This window comes from Geobacter sp. AOG1 (assembly GCF_019972315.1).
GTDB lineage: Bacteria > Desulfobacterota > Desulfuromonadia > Geobacterales > Geobacteraceae > Geomobilimonas.
The window spans coordinates 500,088-523,568 of record NZ_BLIZ01000001.1 but is presented as its reverse complement, the minus strand read 5'-3'; the positions used below and the strand labels follow the sequence as shown (position 1 = coordinate 523,568).

At 59.2% G+C, this 23,481-nt stretch carries 23 protein-coding genes; 18 read left to right on the top strand and 5 right to left on the bottom strand.

The window, feature by feature from the left end; genetic code table 11:
- The first annotated feature begins 2 nt into the window (after positions 1-2).
- Positions 3-374, top strand: coding sequence for a PleD family two-component system response regulator (locus tag LDN04_RS02335; RefSeq protein ID WP_223905945.1), 372 nt, complete (start codon positions 3-5; stop codon positions 372-374).
- 132 nt (positions 375-506) lie between these two features.
- Positions 507-1,973, top strand: coding sequence for a cysteine--tRNA ligase (gene cysS / locus LDN04_RS02330; RefSeq protein ID WP_223905943.1), 1,467 nt, complete (start codon positions 507-509; stop codon positions 1,971-1,973).
- A gap of 77 nt (positions 1,974-2,050) precedes the next feature.
- Here cysS and LDN04_RS02325 read toward each other — a convergent pair whose 3' ends face one another.
- Complete coding sequence (locus LDN04_RS02325) at positions 2,051-2,236, bottom strand: ribbon-helix-helix protein, CopG family (RefSeq protein WP_223905941.1); 186 nt, start codon at positions 2,234-2,236, stop codon at positions 2,051-2,053.
- A 208-nt stretch (positions 2,237-2,444) separates the two neighbouring features.
- Positions 2,445-4,742, bottom strand: coding sequence for a sigma 54-interacting transcriptional regulator (locus tag LDN04_RS02320; protein WP_223905939.1), 2,298 nt, complete (start codon positions 4,740-4,742; stop codon positions 2,445-2,447).
- A gap of 311 nt (positions 4,743-5,053) precedes the next feature.
- Here LDN04_RS02320 and LDN04_RS02315 point away from each other — a divergent pair, with 311 nt between their 5' ends.
- Together LDN04_RS02315 and LDN04_RS02310 are read left to right on the top strand one after the other, a co-directional pair.
- Positions 5,054-5,356: a hypothetical protein gene (locus tag LDN04_RS02315; protein ID WP_223905937.1), complete on the top strand. Its 303-nt coding sequence runs from the start codon at positions 5,054-5,056 to the stop codon at positions 5,354-5,356.
- Between the two features lie 70 nt (positions 5,357-5,426).
- Complete coding sequence (locus LDN04_RS02310) at positions 5,427-6,881, top strand: transglutaminase-like domain-containing protein (RefSeq protein ID WP_223905936.1); 1,455 nt, start codon at positions 5,427-5,429, stop codon at positions 6,879-6,881.
- Positions 6,882-6,912: 31 nt separating this feature from the next.
- Here LDN04_RS02310 and LDN04_RS02305 read toward each other — a convergent pair whose 3' ends face one another.
- Together LDN04_RS02305 and LDN04_RS02300 are read right to left on the bottom strand one after the other, a co-directional pair.
- Complete coding sequence (locus LDN04_RS02305) at positions 6,913-8,214, bottom strand: pitrilysin family protein (protein WP_223905934.1); 1,302 nt, start codon at positions 8,212-8,214, stop codon at positions 6,913-6,915.
- 84 nt (positions 8,215-8,298) lie between these two features.
- Positions 8,299-8,760, bottom strand: coding sequence for a YqaA family protein (locus LDN04_RS02300; RefSeq protein ID WP_223905932.1), 462 nt, complete (start codon positions 8,758-8,760; stop codon positions 8,299-8,301).
- A gap of 152 nt (positions 8,761-8,912) precedes the next feature.
- Here LDN04_RS02300 and LDN04_RS02295 point away from each other — a divergent pair, with 152 nt between their 5' ends.
- The 4 genes from LDN04_RS02295 to LDN04_RS02280 all read left to right on the top strand — a co-directional run bounded on the left by LDN04_RS02295 (position 8,913) and on the right by LDN04_RS02280 (position 12,530).
- Entirely contained in the window at positions 8,913-10,166 is a 1,254-nt protein-coding gene (locus LDN04_RS02295; RefSeq protein ID WP_223905930.1) for an RCC1 domain-containing protein, read from the top strand.
- Positions 10,167-10,461: 295 nt separating this feature from the next.
- Complete coding sequence (aroF, locus tag LDN04_RS02290; RefSeq protein ID WP_223905928.1) at positions 10,462-11,481, top strand: 3-deoxy-7-phosphoheptulonate synthase; 1,020 nt, start codon at positions 10,462-10,464, stop codon at positions 11,479-11,481.
- Positions 11,482-11,560: 79 nt separating this feature from the next.
- Positions 11,561-12,049 (top strand): hypothetical protein, encoded by a 489-nt coding sequence (locus tag LDN04_RS02285; RefSeq protein ID WP_223905926.1) that lies wholly within the window; start codon positions 11,561-11,563, stop codon positions 12,047-12,049.
- Positions 12,030-12,530 (top strand): hypothetical protein, encoded by a 501-nt coding sequence (locus LDN04_RS02280; RefSeq protein ID WP_223905924.1) that lies wholly within the window; start codon positions 12,030-12,032, stop codon positions 12,528-12,530. The genes LDN04_RS02285 and LDN04_RS02280 overlap by 20 nt, the downstream gene beginning before the upstream one ends.
- 15 nt (positions 12,531-12,545) lie before the next feature.
- Here the strand turns inward: LDN04_RS02280 and LDN04_RS02275 are convergent, their stop codons facing one another.
- Entirely contained in the window at positions 12,546-14,723 is a 2,178-nt protein-coding gene (locus LDN04_RS02275; protein ID WP_223905922.1) for an ATP-binding protein, read from the bottom strand.
- Between the two features lie 191 nt (positions 14,724-14,914).
- Between LDN04_RS02275 and LDN04_RS02270 the strand changes: the two genes are divergently transcribed.
- The 10 genes from LDN04_RS02270 to LDN04_RS02225 all read left to right on the top strand — a co-directional run bounded on the left by LDN04_RS02270 (position 14,915) and on the right by LDN04_RS02225 (position 23,271).
- Complete coding sequence (locus tag LDN04_RS02270) at positions 14,915-17,287, top strand: U32 family peptidase (protein ID WP_223905920.1); 2,373 nt, start codon at positions 14,915-14,917, stop codon at positions 17,285-17,287.
- 198 nt (positions 17,288-17,485) lie between these two features.
- On the top strand, positions 17,486-18,031 hold the full coding sequence (locus LDN04_RS02265; RefSeq protein ID WP_223905918.1) for a hypothetical protein: 546 nt from the start codon (positions 17,486-17,488) through the stop codon (positions 18,029-18,031).
- Positions 18,028-18,903, top strand: a complete 876-nt coding sequence (gene hslO / locus LDN04_RS02260; protein WP_223905916.1) for an Hsp33 family molecular chaperone HslO — start codon at positions 18,028-18,030, stop codon at positions 18,901-18,903. The genes LDN04_RS02265 and hslO overlap by 4 nt, the downstream gene beginning before the upstream one ends.
- A complete protein-coding gene (locus LDN04_RS02255) occupies positions 18,900-19,460 on the top strand; it encodes a hypothetical protein (protein ID WP_223905914.1) in 561 nt (186 codons plus the stop codon). The genes hslO and LDN04_RS02255 overlap by 4 nt, the downstream gene beginning before the upstream one ends.
- A gap of 83 nt (positions 19,461-19,543) precedes the next feature.
- Entirely contained in the window at positions 19,544-19,996 is a 453-nt protein-coding gene (locus LDN04_RS02250; RefSeq protein ID WP_223905912.1) for a surface-adhesin E family protein, read from the top strand.
- Between the two features lie 10 nt (positions 19,997-20,006).
- Positions 20,007-20,378 (top strand): translation initiation factor Sui1, encoded by a 372-nt coding sequence (locus LDN04_RS02245; protein WP_223905910.1) that lies wholly within the window; start codon positions 20,007-20,009, stop codon positions 20,376-20,378.
- A gap of 215 nt (positions 20,379-20,593) precedes the next feature.
- A complete protein-coding gene (locus LDN04_RS02240) occupies positions 20,594-21,502 on the top strand; it encodes a diguanylate cyclase (RefSeq protein WP_223905908.1) in 909 nt (302 codons plus the stop codon).
- Between the two features lie 159 nt (positions 21,503-21,661).
- Positions 21,662-22,015: a VOC family protein gene (locus LDN04_RS02235; protein WP_223905906.1), complete on the top strand. Its 354-nt coding sequence runs from the start codon at positions 21,662-21,664 to the stop codon at positions 22,013-22,015.
- A 145-nt stretch (positions 22,016-22,160) separates the two neighbouring features.
- The gene (locus tag LDN04_RS02230; protein ID WP_223905904.1) at positions 22,161-22,646 is read left to right on the top strand and encodes a WbuC family cupin fold metalloprotein; all 486 of its coding nucleotides are present in this window, start codon (positions 22,161-22,163) and stop codon (positions 22,644-22,646) included.
- Positions 22,647-22,650: 4 nt separating this feature from the next.
- On the top strand, positions 22,651-23,271 hold the full coding sequence (locus LDN04_RS02225) for a hypothetical protein (RefSeq protein WP_223905901.1): 621 nt from the start codon (positions 22,651-22,653) through the stop codon (positions 23,269-23,271).
- The last annotated feature ends 210 nt before the right edge of the window (positions 23,272-23,481 follow it).

Genomic DNA, 23,481 nt, shown 5'->3' with positions numbered 1-23,481 from the left:
ATATGGCACAGAAAAGGATTCTCATTGTAGATGACAGCGAACTGGTGCTGGTCATGGCAAAGGACCCCCTGGAAGCGGCCGGTTACGAAGTATTCACCGCCTCCAGCGGCATCGAGGCCAACAGTTACATCTTCTCTCCCCGCAAACCGGACCTGATCATCCTCGATGTCATGCTCCCCATGCTCGATGGGAACAAGAAGGCCAAGCTGCTTCGGGAAAAGGAGTTCAGCCGGGAAATCCCGATTCTTCTCCTCTCGTCGAAAAGTGAGGAAGAGCTGCGCCACATGGTTACCGAGTCCGGGGCCGACGGTTTCATCCGGAAACCGTTCACCAGTGACGGGATTGTTGCCAGGGTCAGGGATATTCTCGGGTGATTTGCGAACCCTTTTCGCCGCAAGCCCTCTCTATGTCGCTGCCGGTCTGGTCGGGGCTGGAAATCGCTTCACATGGGGGGAGCGTTGTGGTAAAAAACGGAGTTGGCAGTCAATTCCCCTGTGAGGATTTTCATGGCATTGCGAGTTTATAACACCCTCTCCGCCCGGAAGGAGGAGTTCGTCCCGCTCACGCCGGGTGAGGTGAAGATGTACGTCTGCGGGGTCACGGTCTACGACCACAGCCACATCGGCCATGCCCGGGCCAACGTGGTGTTCGACGTGATCTACCGTTATCTGCGCACCCGCTATGCGGTTACCTACGTACGGAACTACACCGACATCGACGACAAGATCATCAACCGGGCCAACAAGGAAGGGGTGACCTACGACGTCATTTCCGAACGCTACATCAGGGCGTTCGACGAGGACATGGAACGGCTGGGGCTGGTCAAGCCGACGATCGAGCCAAAGGCTACGGAGCATATCGGCGAGATCATCGCCATCGTCCAACGGCTCATCGACAAGGGTTTTGCCTACCCCGCGGGGGGAGACGTCTATTTCTGCGTGGAAAAGTTCGATTCCTATCTGAAGCTCTCCAAGCGTAACCTGGACGAGATGCAGGCGGGTGCCCGGATCGAGGTGGACGAACGGAAGCGACACCCCATGGATTTTGCACTCTGGAAGGAAGCCAAGCCGGGGGAGCCGTTCTGGGACTCCCCTTGGGGGAAGGGGCGCCCGGGGTGGCACATCGAGTGCTCGGCCATGAGCATGAAATACCTGGGGGAGAGCTTCGACATCCATGGCGGCGGCAAGGATCTGATCTTCCCCCACCACGAAAACGAGATTGCCCAGTCGGAGGCCGCCAACGGCAAGCCTTTCGTCAAATACTGGCTGCACAACGGGTTCGTCAACATCAATGCGGAGAAGATGAGCAAATCTCTGGGGAACTTCTTCACCATCAAGGAGGTCCTGGAAAAATACGACCCGGAGGTGCTCCGCTTCTTCCTCCTTTCGGCCCATTACCGTTCCCCACTCGATTTTTCCGACCAGAATCTGGCCGAAGCAGGGGCGGGGCTGGAACGGATTTATTCGGCACTGGCGGCGATAGCGCGGTTTGACGGAGAGATGGCAGGGGATGATGTCCCCGCCGGGACAGAGGCGGAGCGGGAACTGCACGAGAAGCTGGGCGGGTTCATGGGCCGGTTCGAGCAGGCGATGGACGATGATTTCAATACTGCCCAGTCCCTCGGTATCGTGTTCGAACTGATCCGGGCGGTGAATCGGGTGCTGACGGAAGACGGCGGGGAATCTGTTGCCGCCCGTGCCATGTTTGCGGCGGTGCGGAAGGCGGTCGCAGGGGTTGGCGAAGTGCTGGGGGTGTTTACCTCGGAGCCAGGCGCATATCTGGAGCGGATCAAGGGGCGAAAGGTGGCGGGGATGGAGATGTCAGCCGCCGAGATAGAGCAGCTCATCGAGGAGCGGGCAGCCGCTCGCGCGGCGAAGAACTTTGCGCGAAGCGACGAAATCCGGGATTATCTCCTCTCCCGGAGCATCCTCCTCCTGGACGGTCCCCAGGGGACGACCTGGAAGGTGAAGTAGAGCGATTCTCGTTGTATCTCGCCTGAAAACAAGAAAGGGCCGCACTCATGCCGTGCGGCCCTTTCTTTGTTCTCATTTCAAGCGGCGCGCTGGCTGATGGCATCTCCGTCGATACGGGTCTTGAAAAGGTCCATCGCCTCCCGCATGATGTCGGAGACGCTCTTGTGGGTGGATTGCATGATCATCTGGAGGGTTTCTCTCTCTTCGTCGCTGATTCGCATGGAAATTACGTTGTACCGGGGGTTCTCTCTCATTCTGCCCATTGTTTCCTCCTTCGTATGTCCCTATTGGTAGTGTTTGTTTTTGTCGAATACACCATATAATGCCATATGCGTGCCAATTTTATTTATTGGCTGTTTGGCTCGTAACATACCGTAAATAGGGAGTATTTAAGGATTAAATGTGGTTAATTGTGGGGAGGGGAGGTTAAGTGTGTGCCGTGGGTGGCACAGGTGTGCCCAAGATTGCACACTAAAGGGTGGTTGATATCTCGGAAAGCAGTGCTTTGCCTCCCTGTCCCTTGAGTCCGTACTTGTCCAGGAGACGATAGAACGTCCTGCGGGGGATGTTTGCCAGTTTTGCCGCCTTTGACACATTGCCGCCGGATTCGGCCAAATAGCGCTGGATGAGGTGTTTTTCGGTTCGGGTGACCTGTCGCTCCCGTTCCGCCTTGAAGGATGCCTTGGTGTTGATGATGAGCGCAGGGCCGTCGGCGTAGTTTTCGGTAAAGATGGTGGGGAGGTTCTCCAGTCGGATGATGTCGTCGTGGGTCAGGACCGCTGCCCGTTCGATGATGTTCTGCATCTCCCGAATGTTTCCCGGCCAGGGATACTGGAGCATGGCCTTGATGGCCCGCTCCTCGATGGCGACAATCTTCTTGTTCAGTTTGGTGCTTGCCTTTTCCAGGAAATGGTGGGCGAGGAGCGGAATCGACTCGACCCGGCTGCGGAGGGGGGGCATGGTGACGGCGAAGACATTGAGGCGATAGTAGAGGTCCTCCCTGAACCACCCTTCCCGGACCCCTTCCTCCAGCTTTTTGTTGGTGGCGGCGATGAGGCGTATGTCGACTTTTTTGGACGCTGTTCCCCCTACTGGCCGCACTTCTCCCATATCGAGGACGCGCAGAAGCTCTGCCTGCAACTTGGGTGTGATGTCGCCGATTTCGTCGAGGAAAATGGTGCCTCCGTCGGCTGCCTCGAAGAGCCCTTTCTTGTCCCCAATGGCGCCGGTGAAAGACCCTTTTTTGTGTCCGAACAGCTCGCTTTCCAGGAGGGAGTCGGTGATGGTTGTGCAGTTGACCGTGACGAGCGGTTTGTCATTCCGCTTGCTGTAGCGGTGGATGGCCCGTGCCGTGAGCTCCTTGCCGGTACCCGATTCCCCGCGGATGAGGACGGTGGTGGGGGTGGGGCCGACCTGCTTGATAAGGTCGAGGACTTCCAGGGTTTTGCGGTCGGTGCCGACGATGAATTCGTCGCCGTACTCCTGGTCCAGTTCCCGTCGTGCCAGCTCGTATTTCTGGATCAGGCGGCCGCGGTCTTCTTCCAGTTGTTGCAGGGTGTAAGGGAGGCACATTTCCAGATTGGCCAGCCCCTGATGCACGGCAACCGCATAATCACGACAGGTGCGGTAACCGCAGGCACGGCAGTCGAGCTCGTCCTTCGGAGTGAATTTGTTGGTGCTCTGGAGGATTTTCCTGACGTCATCTCCCCGTGGCACGTCCAACTTGGACGATTTGTTGACGAAGGCTCTGGCGAGGTTCGGTCGTTTCTGCTGGTGCAGATAGTGAAGAGCCGTAGCGTAGGGGACGGCACGTTTGAAGTGGGAGATGACCAGGTTGCGCTTGTAGAGGCCGGTCAGTTCCTTGTTGCGACCCGGGCTGCCGATGCAGCCATCGTAGCAGAACCTGACATCGGCAATGCGGGGATTGATCCGGCCGCTTGCCAGGTCGCGGATGATTTCCATGACGTTTGCTTCCCCCTCGGCGGTGATGATCTCACAGTCCAGGGGATCGGTGGCGATGGAAAAGGCCTTGAAGGTCCCTTCGGAGATGGGGAAGATGCGACCAAGGCGGGGCTCCATGCCGTCAAAGGGCTCTTCCTTGAGCGAAGGAACCCCGATTTCCCGGTTGCGGAACATTCCTTCCAGCTCCCGGTAAGTGAGGACGATATCGATGGCGCCGCCGGTTTCGTCGGCCTGGGCTTCGAATTTGCCGGCGATGCAGGAGCTGATGTACACGACCTTGGTTTCCGGACCGCAGGTTTCCTTGAGGAATCTCCCCATCGCCACCATGGGGGAAACGGTGCCGACCAGGTTCTTGATAAGTTTCGGGTAGTGCCGCTCGATCAGATCGACGACGGCCGGACAATGGGACGAAATGAGGGGATGGGGCGCCTGTTCAATGGCCCTTGCATAGTTTTCCGCGATCAGTTCAACACCGTACGCTCCTTCATGGACTTCGGCGAAACCGAGCCGCTTCAGGCCGGCTGCCAGTTGCCCCGGTGAAACATAGTGGAAAAAAGCGGGAAACGAGCTGCCGAGCACGGCGATGACCCGTTGTCCCGAGGCGAGAAGCTGATTGGTGACCTCTACTTTGTCGCAGACGATCTTGGCTTTCTGGGGGCAGTTGCTCAGGCAGTTGCCGCAGCCGATGCAGCGATCGAAAATGATGTCCGTATAGCTCTGGTCCACCTTGATGGCCTTGACCGGGCAGCTGCGGACGCAGGAGTAACATTTGCGGCACTTGTCCTTGACGGTTACGATCGGTTCCATGTTCCCCCGGAAATAAAACGAGCAAATTTTTTTCCCACCATACCCTAAAAATAGGCAATGTGCAAGTAATGGCACACTGATCTGTATCTGTGCCAGATGTGGCACGCTCGCGGGTAAAAAAACACCCTAGCGACTAGGAGGGCAAGTCAGCTAGGGCATAATGAGAGTCTCGCGACTCTCGCAACTCTGTGTAATTTTATTATACTCCCCTTCTGGGGTTTGACAAGTGAAAAAATTGGCTAACTAACTAAAATTATGGATATTTAACGATTGCCCGCCAATCGTGGTCGTGTGGTTGGGATGAGGAATCAATGACACAACAGACGGCTATTGTCGGATTGTATCGGTGGCAGGATTATGGTATAAAAGCCTTAATACTGCTGGAGGAGGATGCTAAGCCTATGGACCTGAATCTGGAAGAACAGAAACTCCTCGCTGACTTCAGGCGGCTTGATGACACTGGCAGGCAGGAGCTCCTGAGGCTTGCCAGCCTGCTCGTGAACAAAAGTCATGTCCTGGGCGTTGAAGAGTCGGCGCCCGCGAGTAACCAGTGCAACCTCCCTTCCCGGGAAAAACGGCCGGAAACCAGCAAAGAACCCATTTTTACCGAATGATCACGAATTGTTCGCAATAGTTTTGGCTACCTGCATCCGACGCCGACCTCACCCGTAAGGAATTCCCTCTATGAAGGCTTTTTGGCGTTCCATCCCCCGGCTGTTCCTCGCCTTGTTCATTTTTCAGCAGGCCTCCTTCGTTGCTTTTGCAGCATCAACGTCACCTCTGCCCCAGGTTCCCCTCGGAGAGCGCTGGTTCAGTGTCAGCATGAACGGAGAGCGGACAGGATTTTCCCGTCTTGCGATCAATGCCATGTCAGAAGGATACAGCATTTCCTGCGAAGGGAGTGTCAAGATGCTGGTGCTCGGGTTTTCCCGGGAGGCATCATCTCGGGAAAGCTACCGGGTGGCGCGGGATCTGACGCTTAAGTCATTCGCCGTCTCCCAGACGATCGACGGAAGTCCCCTGCAGGTTTTCGGCGAGAGGACCGCAAGGGGGGTCAAAGTGGTCGTCGAAACGGCGGGGAGCCGGAAGGAGAAGTTCATCAAGACGAAAGTGCCGGTCTATCCCATGGCCGCCCTGAATCTCCTCCCCCTTCTGCAGGGGACACCGCCGGGAAAAACCATTCACGTGACGGTGCTGGATGTTGAGTCGGTGAAAATCAAGTCAGTGGATATAATGGTCATTGGCCGGGAACCCCTTCCCACGGGGGGAACGGCCATCCATCTGCGCAATGACCTCTACCCTTTCGTGGACAATGATGTCTGGGTTGACGACGCGGGAAATACGGTGCGGGAATCGGTGCGCAACGATCTGATCGTGACCGAGCCCGAAGATGCAGCCAGTGCCGCCCGTTTTCTTGCCGAGTCCGCCGTGGCGAAACGCGACCTGATCCTCGATTTTAGCCTCATCAGGGTTGCCACTCCGGTCGATCGGCCGGCTGACGTGCGGCGGCTGGTGGTCGAGCTGGCGGCCTTGCCGGCCGGTTTTACGCTGCCGGTGGGGGGCGGGCAGACGGTTGTGCGAGGGGATGACGGTCGGGCAGTTGTGACAGTTGAGCGTGGAGCTGGAACAGCCGGGGAAACGACAGGTGTTCAGGATCATTCCGTCTATCTGCAGGAAACCGAGCGAATACTCTCCAACAGCCGGGAGATCCGGGGGCTGCTTCCCGAAATCATCGGCGCTGAGCAGTCACCGCGCGGCAAGGTGGACCGGCTGGTGCGGTGGGTCGCCGCAAATGTGGGGGAAGCGGTGACCGACAGCTACTCTCCCCTGGAGACACTGGCGATCCGCAAGGGGAATTGCCAATCCCATGCCCGGCTTTACGCCTCCCTTGCACGGGCTGCCGGTATCCCGACCCGTTTCGTCTCGGGGCTGGTCTATGTTTCCGGAAAAGGATTCCTTTACCACAGCTGGGCGGAGAGCTTTGCTGGTGATTGGCTGGCGGTGGACCCTACTTTTGCACAGGTCCCGGCCGATGCCACCCACATCAAGTTGGTGGAGGGGGATTCGCCGGAAGAGATGGCCGCAATTGCGGGGATAGTGGGGAAAATTTCGGCGCGGATCGTGGAGCAGCGCTACTGATTGGGCGCGAGACTTCGACCTGACAGATGCGTTATGTCGTGCGTGGGAACTCCCGAGCGTAGGCCTTTACCAGTTTTTCCACCTGTCGTTTTACGTCGGCACGCCATGGTCCGACCGCAACCAAATTGAGGTTTTCCGGCGCGAACAGGGCTCCTGCAATGGACCGGATTGTCGCTGCATCGACGGCGGCTGCTTCGGCCCGGTCCTCTTCAGTATTCCGCACCATTCCCATCAGTTCTCCCCATCCGTAGCGCACCTGCATCTCGTAGGTGGAATCCCTGCTGTACTCAAGGTCGAAAAAATATCCCTGACGAACCCGTTCCAGTTCCGGGGGGGGGACATCCTCCCGTGCGAGGCGTTCCGTTTCTTCCAGCACCCGAGCGACCGCTTGGGGGAGGTTTTCGGGCGCGGTGGAAAGTTCTATGGCGAAGCCGCCCGTTTCCTCGTAGGCGGAGATGGACGCATCCACCGCGTAGACGATCCCCAACTCCTCCCGCAGTGCGAGATGGAGACGGGAGCTGCCACCTCCGCACAGGATGCGCCTCAACAGACGGGTCGGCATGATGCGCCGGTCCTGGCGGGCAAAACCGCGGAAGGCGAGTTGCAAGTGGACCTGGCTGTCCGAATCCTTGACGAAGAAAGATGCCGCACTCTTCTGATTCCCCGTTGCGGGCTCGGCTCCGGGCGCTGTCGCACCCTGCCAGTCGCAGAAAGCTGAAGCACAGGCGTCAAATACCTGCTCGGCCTCAATGGCGCCTGCAGCAACCACTACGGCGTTGGACGGCACATAGTAGCGGGCCAAATGGCTCCGCAGTTCATCGATCGTGAAGCCTGCGATGGTATCCAGATAGCCGATGGTCGGCATCCCCAGTGGCTGGTCGGGCCAGAGCATGCGGCTGGCCAGATTGTGGGGATTGATCTCTTCTCCCCGCTCATTGATGTCTTCCAGCGCTTCCTCGGTGATGATCCGCTTTTCAACTTCAAGGCCGGCCAGGGTCGGCCGGAGCAACATGGTGGAAAAGAGCCGGAATCCCTCGGCCACATGCCGGGGATGAATGCGGGTATAGTAACAGGTGGATTCCTCGTCGGTGGCTGCATTGACGTTTCCCCCGAGGGCCTCGAAGGCGGTTTCCAGTTCAAGGGAGGTGGGGTGCTCGGAGGTGCCGCGGAACAGCATATGTTCGAGGAAGTGGGCGAGGCCGGCCGTGGTACGGCTGTCGTTGCGGCCGCCGACCTTGAGGTAGACGGCGATCTCGGCACTGTGGAGATGGGGCATTTCTACCGCCACCACCCGCAGACCGTTGGGGAGGGTTGTGGAACGGCTGGTTATCATGGATATCCTTTCGAAGGACTAAAAAGTGCATCTATACGTAAGGGTTCCTGTGTGGCCGCACGGCCTCTACTCGACATCCTTTGTTCAACTTTGGGCCAGCATGCTTGCCCCTGCGAGTGTCAGCCAGGCGACCGTCGCGTAGCGGGCCAGCTTGCCGGTCAGAACCAGAACGGAAAAGCGCCGGAACCCGATCTGCAATATTCCCCCCACCAGGCAGAGGGGGTCGCCGACGATCGGCAGCCAGGACATGAGGAGAGACCAGGAGCCGTAGCGGCTGTAAAAGCGTTCAGCCTTTATCTTAGCGGCGGTGTCGATGTGCAGCACTTTTTCAGTCAGCCAAGGTCCGCCGTACCTGCCGATAAGGTAGGTGGTGCAGGCTCCCAGGGAGTTGCCGATAGTGGCGACCGCAACGGTCAGGAACGGATTATGCCGGTCGAGAAGCATTGCCACCACCAGCCACTCCGAACCCAGGGGGATGAGGGTTGCGGCAAGGAAGCTGAGCAGAAAAAGCCCCGGATAGCCGTAACTGGTAAGCAGGTCGTGCATGGTGTCAAGGTAGCGGAAAGGGGGAATGTTGTCAAAGGGTTTGGACAGTGGTTGGTGTTCCGTTTTCTCCTAGCCGGCTTGACTTTTTGCAGCGGCTGGTGTTAAATCCGCAGGCGAAGTTACTTTGCCGGACAAGGAAAAGAGGACGATATATGAGAACCATCTTCAGGCTCCGCTCGTGGATACTAGCGGGCTCTCTCATGACGGCACTGCTGTCGGGTTGCGGAAAAAGCTCGTCTGCCGTTGCCGTCTCCACTACGAATCCAACGATATTCTATGGCCACAGCGTGGTATTCTCCAACCACTCCACCGCACTCACCTGGGGTAACAACTCTTACGGGGAACTGGGGAACGATACTACCACCGGCGGGTTCACTCCCGTCACCATCTCTCTTGCTACCGGGGTGAAGGGGGCGGTGGCCGGGGGAACCCATACCCTTGCGGTAACCAATGACGGTACTGCCTGGGCCTGGGGGAACAATGGATTTGGCCAGCTGGGTGACACGACGACAGCAGCCCGTACGACCCCCGTCCGTGTCGTGAATATCACGGGAATCACGGCTGTTGCAGGTGGCGGTCAGCACAGTCTTGCTTTGAAGTCGGATGGCACGGTCTGGTCCTGGGGATACAACGCGTCGGGCCAGTTGGGAAACGCTACGGCTACAAACCAGTCTGCGCCTGTGCAGGTCAACTCGCTGACTGGCGTGACGGCCATAGCCGCCGGCGGGAGCCACAGCCTCGCCCTGAAGCCGGATGGCACGGTCTGGTCCTGGGGATACAACGGGCTTGGCCAGTTGGGGAACAACAGTACGGTCAATAGTGTTGTACCGGTGCAGGTGGTGACGGATGCCGCTAGCACGCCGCTTACCGGAGTGACGGCGATAGCCGCCGGCGGGAGCCACACTGTTGCCCTGAAGTCGGATGGAACCGTCGTGACCTGGGGATATAACTCCCTCGGCCAGCTGGGTAACAATACTATTACCTCCAGCCTGTTGCCGGTCCCGGTCGTCATGGCGGACGGGGTGACCCCATTTTCTAACGTGACGGCAGTCGCTGCAGGCCTCGACCATACCGTTGCCCTGAAATCGGATGGCACCGTCTGGGGTTGGGGGTTCAACGGCGTTGGCCAGCTGGGGAACAACGACGCCATATCTACCACGGGGTTCAGGAGCACGCCGGTTCAGGTCGTCTATCTTGACGCAAACAATGCGCCACAACCCCTGACCGGCATCCGGAGAATCATCGCCATTGGGCACCACACCATCGCCATTGACGGTTCCGGTGGCGTCTGGACATGGGGCGACAACAAGTACGAACAACTCGGCGTTCCGACATCTAGCACGCCATTATACGACAGCAGGACCGCAATTAAAGTTCCGGGACTGCTCACTAAACCCTTACTGTAAGGGCGAAGGCAGTTTTTTCTTGACAGATACGGGACGAATAGGCAAGTATGCCAATATGGTAACTACGAGCTTCCGCTATTTCAGCTTTTACTTTTGGTACGGCTTTTATTTTCGGCCGTCTGCCCAGGGTAGGGGTTTGATGTAGGGAAGCAGTACCACATCAATCAAACCGAAAGCCGAGGGTGGACGAATCCATCCCCGGCTTTTTCTTATTCTAGATACTGGAACAGTATCGACAGGGCCGGGGAGAAATCTCCGGCCTTGTGCGTTTCGGGATTCTGAAAGGAGACAGCAGATGATCATTGTCATGAAGGCGGGTGCAGTGAAAAAGGACCGGGACGAGGTGCTGAAGCGGATCAAGGAGTTGGGGTACAAGCCCCACGTTATCCATGGCACAACCCGGGACGTGATCGGGGCGGTAGGGGACGAACGGGGGAAGCTGGTGCTCCAAACCATCGAGTCGATGCATGGGGTGGAGAGCGTCGTCCCGATCCTGCAGCCCTACAAGCTCGCCTCGAAAGAGGTGAAAAAGGAGTCGAGCGTGATTGCCATCAGTGACACAGTTGCCATCGGTGGCCCGGAGATCATTGTCATGGCTGGCCCCTGCTCGGTGGAGAGCGAGGCGCAGATCATCGAGTCGGCCATCGCGGTGAAGGCTGCCGGAGCCCATATCCTGCGCGGCGGGGCGTTCAAGCCGCGGACTTCACCCTATTCATTCCAGGGACTGGAGGAAGATGGCCTGAAGCTCCTTGCCAAGGCACGGAGGGAAACCGGACTCCCCATAGTCACTGAGGTGGTGAATCCGGAGACGGCGGAGTTGGTGGCGGAGTATGCCGACATCCTCCAGATCGGTGCCCGCAATGCCCAGAACTTTGCCCTTCTCAAGAAGGTCGGCCAGCTGAGGAAACCGATCCTCCTCAAGCGGGGGATGTCAATGACCATCCAGGAATTCCTCATGAGTGCCGAGTACATCATGAGCGAGGGGAACCAGGCGGTGATCCTCTGCGAGAGGGGTATCCGCACCTTCGAGACGGCTACTCGCAACACCCTCGACCTCTCCGCCATACCAGTTCTCAAGGAGCGGACCCACCTGCCGGTCATCGCCGATCCCTCCCATGGCACCGGCAATTACCACTATGTAGCTCCCATGTCCTGCGCCGCCGTGGCTGCCGGTGCCGACGGACTGATCATCGAGGTCCATCCCGATCCGGAAAGGGCTTCCAGTGACGGACCCCAGTCATTGAAACCGAAGAAATTCACCGCCCTGATGGAGCAGTTGCGGCGCATTGCCCCTGCGGTGGGGCGTGCGTTGTGACGCAGTTCTGACTGCATTTTGCTTGCCCTGCTGGCGTCTTTTTATTACCATGAGAAAAAATTCATCGTGGAGGGTGGGGATGGTAAAACTCGTGATGGTGGTGCTGGCATGTATTGTCGGTGTTACGGGGATGGTGCGGGAACTGCCGGCAGCATCCGCCGACAGTGGGGTGGAGGCCGAGGTGAAGCGGGACCTGGAGTCTATCCTCGACCTGTGGCGGGACGGCCGGTATGCCGATCTTTACGAACAGGTGATTCCTGGAGGCAAGCAGAGTAAAGAGACGTTCGTCAGAAAGATGCAAATAGCGACCCGGCGGCCTACCTGTTGTTGGGACAAGGTACAGGAAGTGCGGGTGACGGTGAAAAACCAGACCACCGCGACGGTCCGGGCAAAGCTCGGTTTCGAAGAGGGGGTCGGAACCGAGTACCTCACCCGTACCTTCAAGGTGGTGAAGCAGGGGGATGTTTGGCGTCTCAGCCAAGCGGACATCACCTCCCTGGCCGCGAGCAGCAAGAGAAAGAGGTACTGGCACAAGAATCGGAGCGACCATGGGGAGAACACCAGATAAGCGGTTCAGCCAGGTACGGTGGTTATGGCTGCTGGTCCTGACAGGCTGTTGTTTCTTCTTGGCGGCTCCGAAGCTTCTAGCCGGCCAGATGGACGATGAGATCGCCGCGCGTCAGGGGCTTGAGGAGATCCTTGACCTCTGGCGCGGCGAGGAGTTCGAGGTTCTTTCCCTGCGGATGATCTATCCTGCCGGAGTCAGTCGTGGTTCCTTCCTCGAACGGATCGTCTATGCCAGTCGCGTGCCGGCCTGTTGCTGGGAGAAGTTGCAGGATGTCGAGGTAGTCTGGCTGGGGGACGGAAGGGTTTACCTTAATGCGCGGGTCGGGTTGGAAGCGGAAGGATTCGGGGTCCGCTTCGTGAAACATGCCTTTCCCCTCGTGAAGGAGGATGGCGTCTGGAAAGTCCCGGTTACGGACATCCTCTCCCTCGCCGCTCCTAACCTGCAACGCATTCCGCGCAAGATACCCCTTCGACAGGAATGATCGGCAGTACCGATTTCAGGCAGTTGGTGAAAGCGCTGTTTCCGTCGCATCCGTCTCTTCCACCGGCAGCGCGATGTAAAAGGAACTTCCCTCCCCCGGCTTGCTTTCGACCCAGACCCTTCCCTGGTGGGCGTGGACGATTTCCCTTACCAGGGACAACCCCAGTCCTGTCCCGCCGATGGACCGGCGGTCCGTATTGTCCACACGATAGAACCTCTCGAAAACCCGCTCCAGTTCCTCCGTCGGAATGCCTATCCCTTCGTCCCGCACCCGGACAACAACCATACCCTCTTCGAGACGTGCGCCGATGGTGACAGTCCCACCATAGGGAGAATATTTGATGGCATTGGAAATGAGGTTGGTGAGCACGTGATATAACTGTGCTCGGTCACCTCGTACCTTCGGTAGGTCGGGGGGGCAGTCGATAAGGAGGTGGTGCTTTTCCGACGCCGTTTGAAACAGGGTGACCGCTTCTCTTACCACATCCTCAATGATGAGGGGGGTGAAGACGAAGGAGTGCCGCCGGGCATTGAGGCGTTGCAGATCGAGGAAATTACCGATCAGTTCGTTGAGCCGCAGCATTTCACGCTGCATGGTGCCGAGATAGGTCTGCTGCTCTTCCCGCGGGACCTCATTCTCGAGCATGAATTCCGTAAAACCGAGTATGGCCGTCAGTGGGGTGCGCATTTCGTGGCTTACGGCGGAGACCATTTCGTCCTTGAGCCGTTCCAGGTCCTTGTGCTCGGTGATGTCGACGGCGATCTCCATCCTCACGAGCCGTCCGTCTATCCAACGGATCGCCTTGTCGGTGCATTGGTACCATCTGCCGGTCCTGGTATTCTGAAATTCCCAGACACAGGGGGGGAGCGGTTCGCCGTCCTTTTTCAGTCGGTCATTGGTGCAGAAGTCGCAGGGTTTGGTCTGCCCTCCCTGGAGAATCTCATAACAGGGCTTATCCAGCCAGTCGCTGCTGAAGAGGGAGATGGCGTAGTTGTTCATGTAGAGAAGCCGGTAATCCTCCATATCGGCGACATAGACGATGGCGTTGAGAGCGTCAAAAACCGTGCTGATCTGGTTGAACTGGGTCAGGAGGGCGGTTTCTGACCGCCGTCGCTCGGTCACGTCATTGGCCAGCACCAGTTTGGCTGCCTTGCCGTCGAAGGTTAACGTATGAGTGGTGATTTCCACGTCGATCACCATGCCATCTTTTTTCCGGTGTCGCCAGTACCCGGACTGGCCAAGTCCAGGGGGAACCTGTTCAATGCTGTCGAGGAGTCGGGGGATGTCTTCGGCAGGGCGAATATCCTTGATGGTCATGGCGAGGAATTCTTCCCGGGAATAGCCGTAGTGGGTGACTGCTGCTTCGTTCACCGCCAGGTACGCAAGGGTTTTCAGGTCGTAGACCCACATGGGGTGGGGGTTGCTCTCGAACAGGATACGGTAGCGCGCTTCGGCGGCCCGCAACTCGTCCACCCGCTTCTTCCGTTCCAGTTCCGCAGCGGCCCGCACCGCAAAAATCCGGAACATCGCCTCCGCCTCGTCCTTTCCATCAAGGGGCCGGCAGTTCAAAATCGCCATGACCCCGAGGACATTCCCCTCTCCATCCAGCAGAGGGGTGCCGAGGTAGCTTTCGATCCCCATGGTGGCCAGCAGGTGGTCCTGTGGAAACTGCTGTGCAGCACCCTTCGCGTGGTAACATACCCTTCCGTCTCCCGTGGTCACGTCTGCGCAAGGGGTACCGGCCAGGTCGTACTCGAAATTCTCCATGGGGTTCCCCTTGCCGAATACGGCAATGGTCCGCACCCCCGTCAGCCCTTCGCCGGTCAGCTCGCCGACCAGGACATAATCGACATGCAGGAGCTCCGCCAGTTTCCGGACCAGGGACTGGAAGAACGCCTTGCCGGTAACCGCCGATACCCCCTGGACGATCTCAAACAGATTGTCGTCCTTGCGTTGCAGCGCACGCACATAGCGGTACACGAGGAAATAGAGCAGGTTGGCGGTTACGACAGTGAACAGCCACCCCTTGACGATCGAAATCCGGGTGATGGTGTTCGGATCCTTGAACAGCAACTGGAGGGCCTCGTCCGAAAGCAGGATCCAGAGGCCAGCTACGACGGCATAGATTACGGCTATCTTGAGGGGGATCAGGGAGCCATAGTGTTTGTCAAAGGCGGGGGAGCGTTTTTTCATGCCACTCTCTCTTTATTCTACGAAAACTGACGTCTGACGGCAGAAGTGCCCGAAACATTCTATCAAACAAGGGTCTTGTTGTCAGCCACAGTCTGATAAAATCATACCGGGGGCGCTTCGGGAGCGAATGCCCTGTCGTGGCGGTGGCAATGAAACTTGACGCAAATTTTTGCATCGGGTAGTGTGAAAGGATGTCACGTATCGTAACCGAACGAAAAAAACCGGAGCTCCTCTCTCCGGCCGGCTCACTCGAAGCATTTTTCGCCGCCATGGAAAAAGGGGCGGATGCCGTTTACGCCGGCCTCAAAGAATTTTCAGCCCGGGCCAAGGCGAAAAACTTCACCCTGTACGAGATGGAGCGGCTCACCGCCTACGCCCATTCACTCTCCCGCCGGGTCTATGTTACCCTTAATACGCTCGTCAAGGAGCAGGAGCTTCCCCAGCTGGTGGAGACCCTGACGGCCCTTGAAACCATGGGAACGGACGGAGTGATCCTCCAGGACCTGGCGGTGGCCCGCCTCATCCGCAGGCATTTCCCGGGAATCCCCCTCCACGCTTCCACCCAGATGACCATCCACAATTCCCTCGGGGTCCACCAACTGGAGGAACTCGGCTTCGAACGGGTGGTGCTGGCACGGGAACTCCATATCGACGAGATTGCGGCCATCGCGAAGCAAAGCACGGCCGAGATCGAGTGCTTCATCCACGGCGCCCTCTGTTTCTCCATCTCGGGGCAATGCTACTTTTCCTCCTTCCTCGGCGGCCACAGCGGCAACCGGGGGCGCTGTGCCCAGCCCTGCCGCCGCCAGTACACCTACCGGGGAAAGGAGGGGTACTATTTCTCCACCAACGATTTTTCCTCCATCGACATGCTCCCCCAGCTCGTTGAGGCGGGGGTCGCTTCCCTGAAGATAGAGGGTCGCATGAAATCGGCCGAGTACGTGGCGAGCGTCATCGGCGCCTACCGGCTCGTTCTCGATGCACCTTCTCACCGGCGGGACGAGGCGATAGCCGGGGCCAAGGAGCTCTTGAAGCTCTCCTTTGGCCGGGTTCCCACCAAGGGGTTTCTCGCCTCCCACCAGCCGACCGACATCGCCACGCCTTCCCTCAAAGGGGCAACCGGCCGTTTCCTCGGCGAAATCCGCGCCATCCAGGGGGACCGGATCAGCTTCGAAACCCGGGACCGCCTCCATGTGGGTGACCGGATTCGGGTCCAGCCCAAAAGTGACATGGCGGGGCGCGCCTTTACCATCAAGGAGCTGTTCGCCGGCAGGCAGCAGGTGAAGAATGTCCGGGAAAAAACCGTCGTCAGCACCGTCTCCCCTTTCCCCTTCAAGGTGGGAGACACGGTGTTCAAGGTATCCTCGGAAACCGCCTTTACCATGAGCGAGAGCGCCTGCAAAAAGCGCCTGGAAGGGGTGAAGAGGGGGAAGATTCCCTGCGATCTCCACCTCTCTCTCGATGGTGACGTCATGCGGGTGACGGGAAAGGTTGCGGGGTGCGAGATCGTCGAAGCGTATCCCCTTGGCGACCTGGAGCCGGCCCGCACCAGTGACATGGCCAGTGTGCTCCAGGCCCAGTTCTCCCGGAGCGGCGACACCCCCTTCGAACTGCGAAACCTCACGGCCACCAGCTTCCCGACGGTGCTCATCCCGCCGGCCCGGCTCAAGGATATCCGCCGCCAATTCTACCAGTCTCTGGCGGACCAGGTGCTTCCCGACCTGCAGAAACGGCGCGCCGCGGCGAAGAGGGGAGCCCTGGCGGAGCTGGTGAAGGCGCGGCCGGTCCGGAATCCCCGGCGCAACGAGCTCATCCTTCGCCTGGAACATCTGCGGGATTACCATCTCCTCCACCGGGAGGGGGTGGATGTCATCAGTATCCCCGTCTCCCGCGCCAACCTCCACCAGCTGCCCCTCTTTACCCGGAAGCTGCGGGGGCGTGAAGAGCAGGTGCTCTGGCGACTTCCCTTCATCATCTTCGAAGCGGACCTTCCTTTTTACCGGCAGGGGGTGGAACAGATCGTCGCGGCCGGCTTTCGCCGCTTCGAGGCGGCCAACCTTTCCCATTTCCTCCTGCTCAAGGGGCTGGATGTGGAGGTCTCAACCGACTATCGGCTCTTTTCCCTCAACAGCCAGGCGCTCCTCAGTTGGCAGGAGTTGGGGGCGGTTGCTGCCACCCTTTATATCGAAGACGATGCGGAGAACATGGCTGCACTCCTGGCTGCTGACCTCCCCATCGGTCGGCGGGTTCTGGTATACGGCGGCGTCCCCGCCATCACCTCCAAGATTGCTATCCGGAGCGTCAAGAGCGATGCCCCCGTTCTCTCTGATCGGGGGGATGGCTACGAGGTGGCGGTAAAGGACGGTCTGACGGTGATAACCCCGACCCGCCGCTTCTCCCTCACCGGGTTCCGTGCGCGGTTGCAGGAGATGGGGTGCGCCAGCTTCATCATCGACCTGTCCGGCGTTCCCCAGGATCAGTGGCCCCGCATCCTGGAGGCATTCGGCCGGGGGCAGGAGATTGCGGGAACGTCGGAGTTCAACTTCACCATGGGACTTGTATAGGGAAACGAACACTTTTGCGCAATCTCTGCGTTGGCCTTCGGGCTTCCTTGTGACTCGGCTTATCAGCCGACTCCTGCGGAGCGCCTTCGCGGTCCAATTTCGCAAGCGAAATTGTGCGGCGCAGTGCCTCCGCGTCATCCCTTGACCGCCTTGACCTTGCACAAAATTGCTCGTTTCAATGAAAATAAAGGAAAGATCATGTCTATTTTCGACCGCTTGAACAACACGTTGAAGAATCCTGCGTTCAAGGAACTGCTCAAGGACCAGCGCCTGAAGGAAGTGATGACGCGCCGGGAGTTCCGGGTGACGGAGGAGTATTTCCAGCGAGAGTTCCTGAGCCTGGCCGTGGACGAGGAGTTGCGGGGGCTTTCCCTCCGGTTTTTCGACGGCTACGGCGAGATCGCCGGTGAGGTGAAGAAGCGGCTTCTCCCCTTTGCCATACCGTTCACTGCCCGGTTCACGGTGCAAAAAGTTGCCTTTACCACATGGGAGAAGCAGGTTTACCTGCAGGTGGAACAGATCAAGCCACTGGATCTTGAGTGGGTGACCACCCGCCTGGTGGGAAAGATCCCCTTTCTCTCCTGTCGCGAGGGCGTCATTACCTGCGACCTGGCCAGGGTGCCGCGCCTTGCCGAATTTTTCAGCTACCGCCTGAAAGGGATGCTGCTTGCCGACATGCTCACCGTGAAGGAACTCTCTCTCCGTGAAGGTGAACTGGTGGGACGGCTGGGGGTCTGCCTGTGAGCGATTACCTGGTGCGGATCATCAGCCGGTCCGGCAGCTTCCGTGCTCTGGCCTGCGTCAGCACGGAACTGGTCCGGGAGGGATGCAGCCGCCATGAAACTCTCCCCACGGCGTCGGCCGCCCTGGGACGGGCACTGACCGGCGGCGTGCTCATGGGGGCGCTCCTCAAGACCGGTCAGAGGGTGGGGCTCAAGTTCGAGGGGAGCGGGCCGATCCGGAAGATTCTCGTGGAGGCGGAGAGCAACGGTTCGGTGCGTGGCTGCGTGGGGGTGCCCGCCGTAGACCTTCCCCTCAGGAATGGCAAGCTGGACGTGGCGGGGGCACTGGGGCGGGCCGGCTTTCTCACCGTCACCAAGGACCTGCGGATGAAGGAACCGTACCGTGGTACGGTGCAGCTCTATTCGAGCGAGATTGCCGAGGACCTGGCCTATTACCTGACCGAATCGGAGCAGGTGCCGTCAGCGGTCGGGCTGGGGGTCTACCTTGAGCCGGATGGAAGCGTGGCGGCAGCCGGCGGCTTCCTGATTCAGACCCTCCCTCCCCAGGACGAAGCGGCCATCGATCGGCTCATGGGGCGGATTGCCGAACTCTCCACGCTGTCAGAGCTCCTGCGCCAGGGTGAAACCCCGGAACAGCTCCTGGAGAGGCTGTTCGAGGGGATACCCTACGACACCCTGGAAAAACGGGCGGTGGCCTTTACGTGCTCCTGCAGCCGGGAGAAGATCGAGCGGGTGCTCATCTCCCTCGGCCGGGAGGAACTGGCCTCTCTCCTTGAAACGCAAGGGGAAGCGGAGGTGACCTGCGAATTCTGCCGGGAACGGTATCACTTTGGACGCGCGGAACTGGAGCGGCTTCTTGCCGAACTGTCATGACCCCGGGAAGTATTGACGCGACGACCGGCCATTTTATCGGGCTCATTCTGGCCATTGTCCTGGCCGCCGTCCATGGCCGCATCGGTACCGCCGGCCCTTTCTGGCAGATACTCTATGCCCTTCCCGCCACCCTGCTCCACGAGCTTTCCCACCTGGTCATCGCCTTTATTACCGGCGGCCGTCCCGCCGGTTTCAGCATCATACCGACTCCGCGGCTCGCCACGCTGGCTGACGGTACGGTGCGCCGCGGCTGGGTCCTTGGCTCGGTGACCATCCGCAATGCCGGCCTTCTTGCCTCCTTCCCCACCGGCCTGGCGCCGCTCCTTCTCATCCCCCTTGCCTGGTTTCTCTACCGTCATTGGTTCGCCTGGTTTCCCGCCGACCTGCCCCACACCCTGTTCCTCTACCTGGCGGTCTACCTTTGCACGGCCGGCGCGGTCCCCTCGACCCAGGATTTACGGGTCGCCTTTTCCAGCCTTGCCGGGGTAGCGCTCTACGGTACGCTGCTGGTCTTTGTCTGGGTGTGGCGCAGCGAACTGGCTATGCTGTTCGCCTGATACATAAAAGAATCGGCGAACGATTTGAAGCGGCGGCAATTCCGGGGTAGACTGGAACGAGAAAATTGCAAAGGGGGACAAACATGACTATTCGACAACTCATGGTGATTATGGCGTTTTCGGTGCTCGCGGGAGGCATGATGCCCGGCTTCGCGGGAAGCGCCCGGGGCGGAGAGCCGGCGTGGGTGGAAGTGGATTCCATCCCGGACCATTCCACCTTTACCTACGACAAATCGGCCGTGGTCAGGCCGGCGCCGGGGATGGTCGGGGTGGTGACCCGTCTGGTCTACCTGCCGGCGGGAAAGGCGGAGACCCTGGAACTTCTGGGGAATGTGAAAAAGTACGAAGGGCTTGCCTCTTCCTTCTTCAGCTACGACATCGACTGCAAGGGGGTGAAGAGCCGCCTCACCCGGGTCGTGCACCAGGACGGGGAGGGGAAGGCCATCGCCGAGTTTGACCTGGCGGGGAAGACCGATTGGGAGGATATCCCCCCCGACTCGCGGCTCGACATGATTCGAGAGGTGGAGTGCAAATGAGAACTGGAGTATGGCTGTGACCACACGCCGGTCCGATGACTACCGCCTTGTCTACTCCTCTGAACAGGGGCGTATCTGCCCCGGTTGCGGCCAGCCGGCGGGAAAGTGCAGCTGTCGCGCATCGAAGGCGTCACCGCCGGGTGACGGCATCGTGCGGGTGGGGCGAGAGACCAAAGGGCGCGGGGGAAAATCGGTGATCACCATCAGCGGACTCCCCCTGGACGGAGAGAAGCTGAAAACCCTGGCGGGTGAGCTGAAGCGGCGCTGCGGTACCGGCGGGACCGTCAAGGACGGCGTCATCGAGATCCAGGGTGAGCATCGCGACCTGCTGGTGGGCGAGTTGGAGAAGCGCGGCTACCGGGTGAAAAAGGCAGGGGGCTGACAATCGGGGCCAGTAGCGGAATAACGCCTGCCATCATTCAGGCGTTTTTTTTATGTCCGTGATTGTACAACGCTTTGAGTGTGTTAATCTCATTAAGCGAAACTACAAAAATATGACCTGTCGGGAATCTCGATTCGTAGCACGGATGGCTCGGAGGGAACGTGGGGAAAGCAGGTCCGACTGTTCCCGAACCTGAACATCATGCAAGGAAAAACATGAAGATATTGATTGCAGAAGATGATAGCAGTCTTCGAACCCTTCTGAAACTCTACCTGTGCCGTTGGGGTTACGAGGTGGTCGAAACCCGGGACGGCAACGAGGCGTGGCAGGTGCTCGCTTCCGAGGATGCACCGCGGCTTGCCCTCCTGGACTGGCTGATGCCGGGGATGAACGGTGTGGATATCTGCCGGAAGGTCAGGGCGGAACTGAAAGAACCCTATACCTACATCATCCTTCTGACCGGCCAGCACAAGGAGCAGGATATTATCGACGGCATGGAATCGGGTGCCGACGATTACATAACCAAACCGTTCAAAAACAACGAGCTGAGGGTACGGTTGCGTGCCGGCAGACGCATCCTGGAACTGCAGGATGAATTGCTGACGGCACGGGAAATACTCCGGGCGAAGGCTTCACGGGACTCTCTTACCGGGCTGTGGAACCATGCGGAAATCTATCGCATCCTCGTGGACGAACTGGCACGGGCAACCCGGGAAAATACGTGTGTTAGCCTGATAATGGCCGATCTGGACAATTTCAAGATGATCAACGACACCTACGGCCATCTGGTGGGGGACGCGGTGCTCCGCCTGGCGTCGGAACGGATGCTTTCCCTCATGCGCTCCTATGATTACGTGGGGCGTTACGGTGGAGAGGAGTTTCTGATCGTGATGCAGGGGTGTGAGCGGAAGGATGCCGAAGGGCTGGCAGAGCGGCTTCGCTATTGTATATGCAGTGAACCCATGGATACCCCGGAGGGAATGATTCCGGTCACCGTCAGCCTCGGCCTTTCGATGAGCAGGCCGGACAGCAGACTCGACGCGAACTCGCTGGTAAAGGCCGCTGACATGGCCCTCTATCGAGCAAAGGAAAAAGGGCGCAATCGCGTTGAAGTGGACGGCTGAATCCCGAGGCACTACCAGGGAAGGTGACAAGCTCTCAACGGCCTGCCCAGCGCAGGCTTTTTCATTGCCCGAGTAATCCGCAGCAGAAAATGCCCTTGCCAGCCGTCCGCCGCTCTGCTATTTTCTTCCCCTGAAACCCTCAAGAAAAGGACATTCACCATGGTCACCAAGATGAGAAACGTGGTGGTCTTCGTCCGCGATCTGGACAAGGCCCGCCATTTCTACAAGGAACAGCTGAAGCTGCCGCTGGCGCAGGAATCGGTCGCTACAATGGAGTTCTTTCCCGGCAGCACCTCCACTCTTGGAGTGGCGCTCGCCATGCACGAGGCGGCGATGCCGCTGGTTGGCCGGCACACCGGTATCACCCTGGTGGTAAGCAACCTGGACGAACTGTATCAGGAGCTGATCGCCGCGGGGGTGAAGTTTCCCGAGCCGCTGGAAAAGTCGCCGTGGGGGAAGATGGCGGTGGTGCAGGACCCGGACGGCAACCAGTTCGCCCTTGTTGAAGGGTAACGCTGAAAAACGCCCGTCTGCGGCGTTGCCGACTCGCTGCGCTGCTCACATACTCCGTGTATGCTCCGCTGCTCGCTCGCCGGCGCCTTGCATCCGGGCATTTTTGAGCATTACGGCAAGTTCGCTTTTGTAGAACCCCTTACAGATGACCGGAGCACCCATGAACTATCTCGACCAGACACTCCTGGACCGCCTTTCCGCCGTGGCTAAGGATTCGCCGCGGCAGCGGAAGAACCATAACCTCCACCCGACCGATGACTCCTGCTGCCATCGGCTTCTGAACGCCGTGGAGCCGGACACCTACATCCGCCCCCATCGCCACGCCGACCCCAATAAGGATGAATCCATGGTGATGGTGCGGGGCAGAATGGGAGTTGTGGCTTTCGACGATGACGGCCGGGTGAAGGAAACCAGGGTCGTCGCGGCCGGCGGCGAGACCTTCGCCGTCGACATTCCCCACGGCCGTTACCACACCGCCCTCAGCCTGGAGCCGGGCTCCGTTTTCTTCGAAGCCAAGGCTGGCCCCTACCGCCCCCTCATCGCCGAGGAACTGGCACCGTGGGCCCCGGAAGAGGGTTCGCCGGAGAGCGTGGAGTACCTTGCACGTCTGAAAACTCTCTTCATCCTGTAAGCCGATGCCGATACGTCTGATCATTACCGTTCTCCTCTCCCTCTCCCTGCTCATCCCCTCCGCCGGCTATGCCGCCAAGCCGCGCCCGTTCACGGGAAGCGGCATCCTGCTGATCCGCTCGTCTTCGCCGACAGAGACATCGGAGCCCGTCATCGTTGTTATCTACCGGGAACCGGGGATCGGCCGGCTGGCGGAGCTGCCGCCGGCAAAGCTCCCCAGTCTGGGGCAGGTGCTGAAAACTGCTCCGGGAGAAACGGCCGTGGCAGTCCAGGGAAAAAGGGGGACATGGTTACGCATCGCCTATGATGAGGCGGGGCGGGAGGGGTGGATCCAGCTCCAGCGGCACTGGCAGTATGCCGACTGGGAGACCTTCCTGAAAGGACGGGTGGTGCGGCTGTTTGCCGGCATGAAAAAGGGTGTGTACAGCCTCCGGAGGGAACCGGCGTCTACCTCACCCGAGGTGCAGAGTCTTTCCTCCTCCCGCAACATGCGCGTCATCCAGTTGCAGGAGGAGTGGGCGCTGGCAATGATCGACCTGGCCACCGCCGGATGGGTTCGCTGGCGGGACGTCGACGGCCGTTTCCTCATCGTCATCGACGACACGTTTGATCCACAAAAACGTTGACTTAGCTCGACGTCTGTGTTATTCGAAACAGCATGAAAGGGATCGCACTCAACATGGCAGCAGCATCTGCACGAGCTATCAGCGCCGCGGCGTTTTCCGCCGCAGGTCTGCCCGCCGCCATGTAAGCACTCCCCGCTTATCTTCAACCTAATGGCCGTGGGCACCCCCCACGGCCTTTTTGTTTTTGAAACACAGACACCGTACACCATT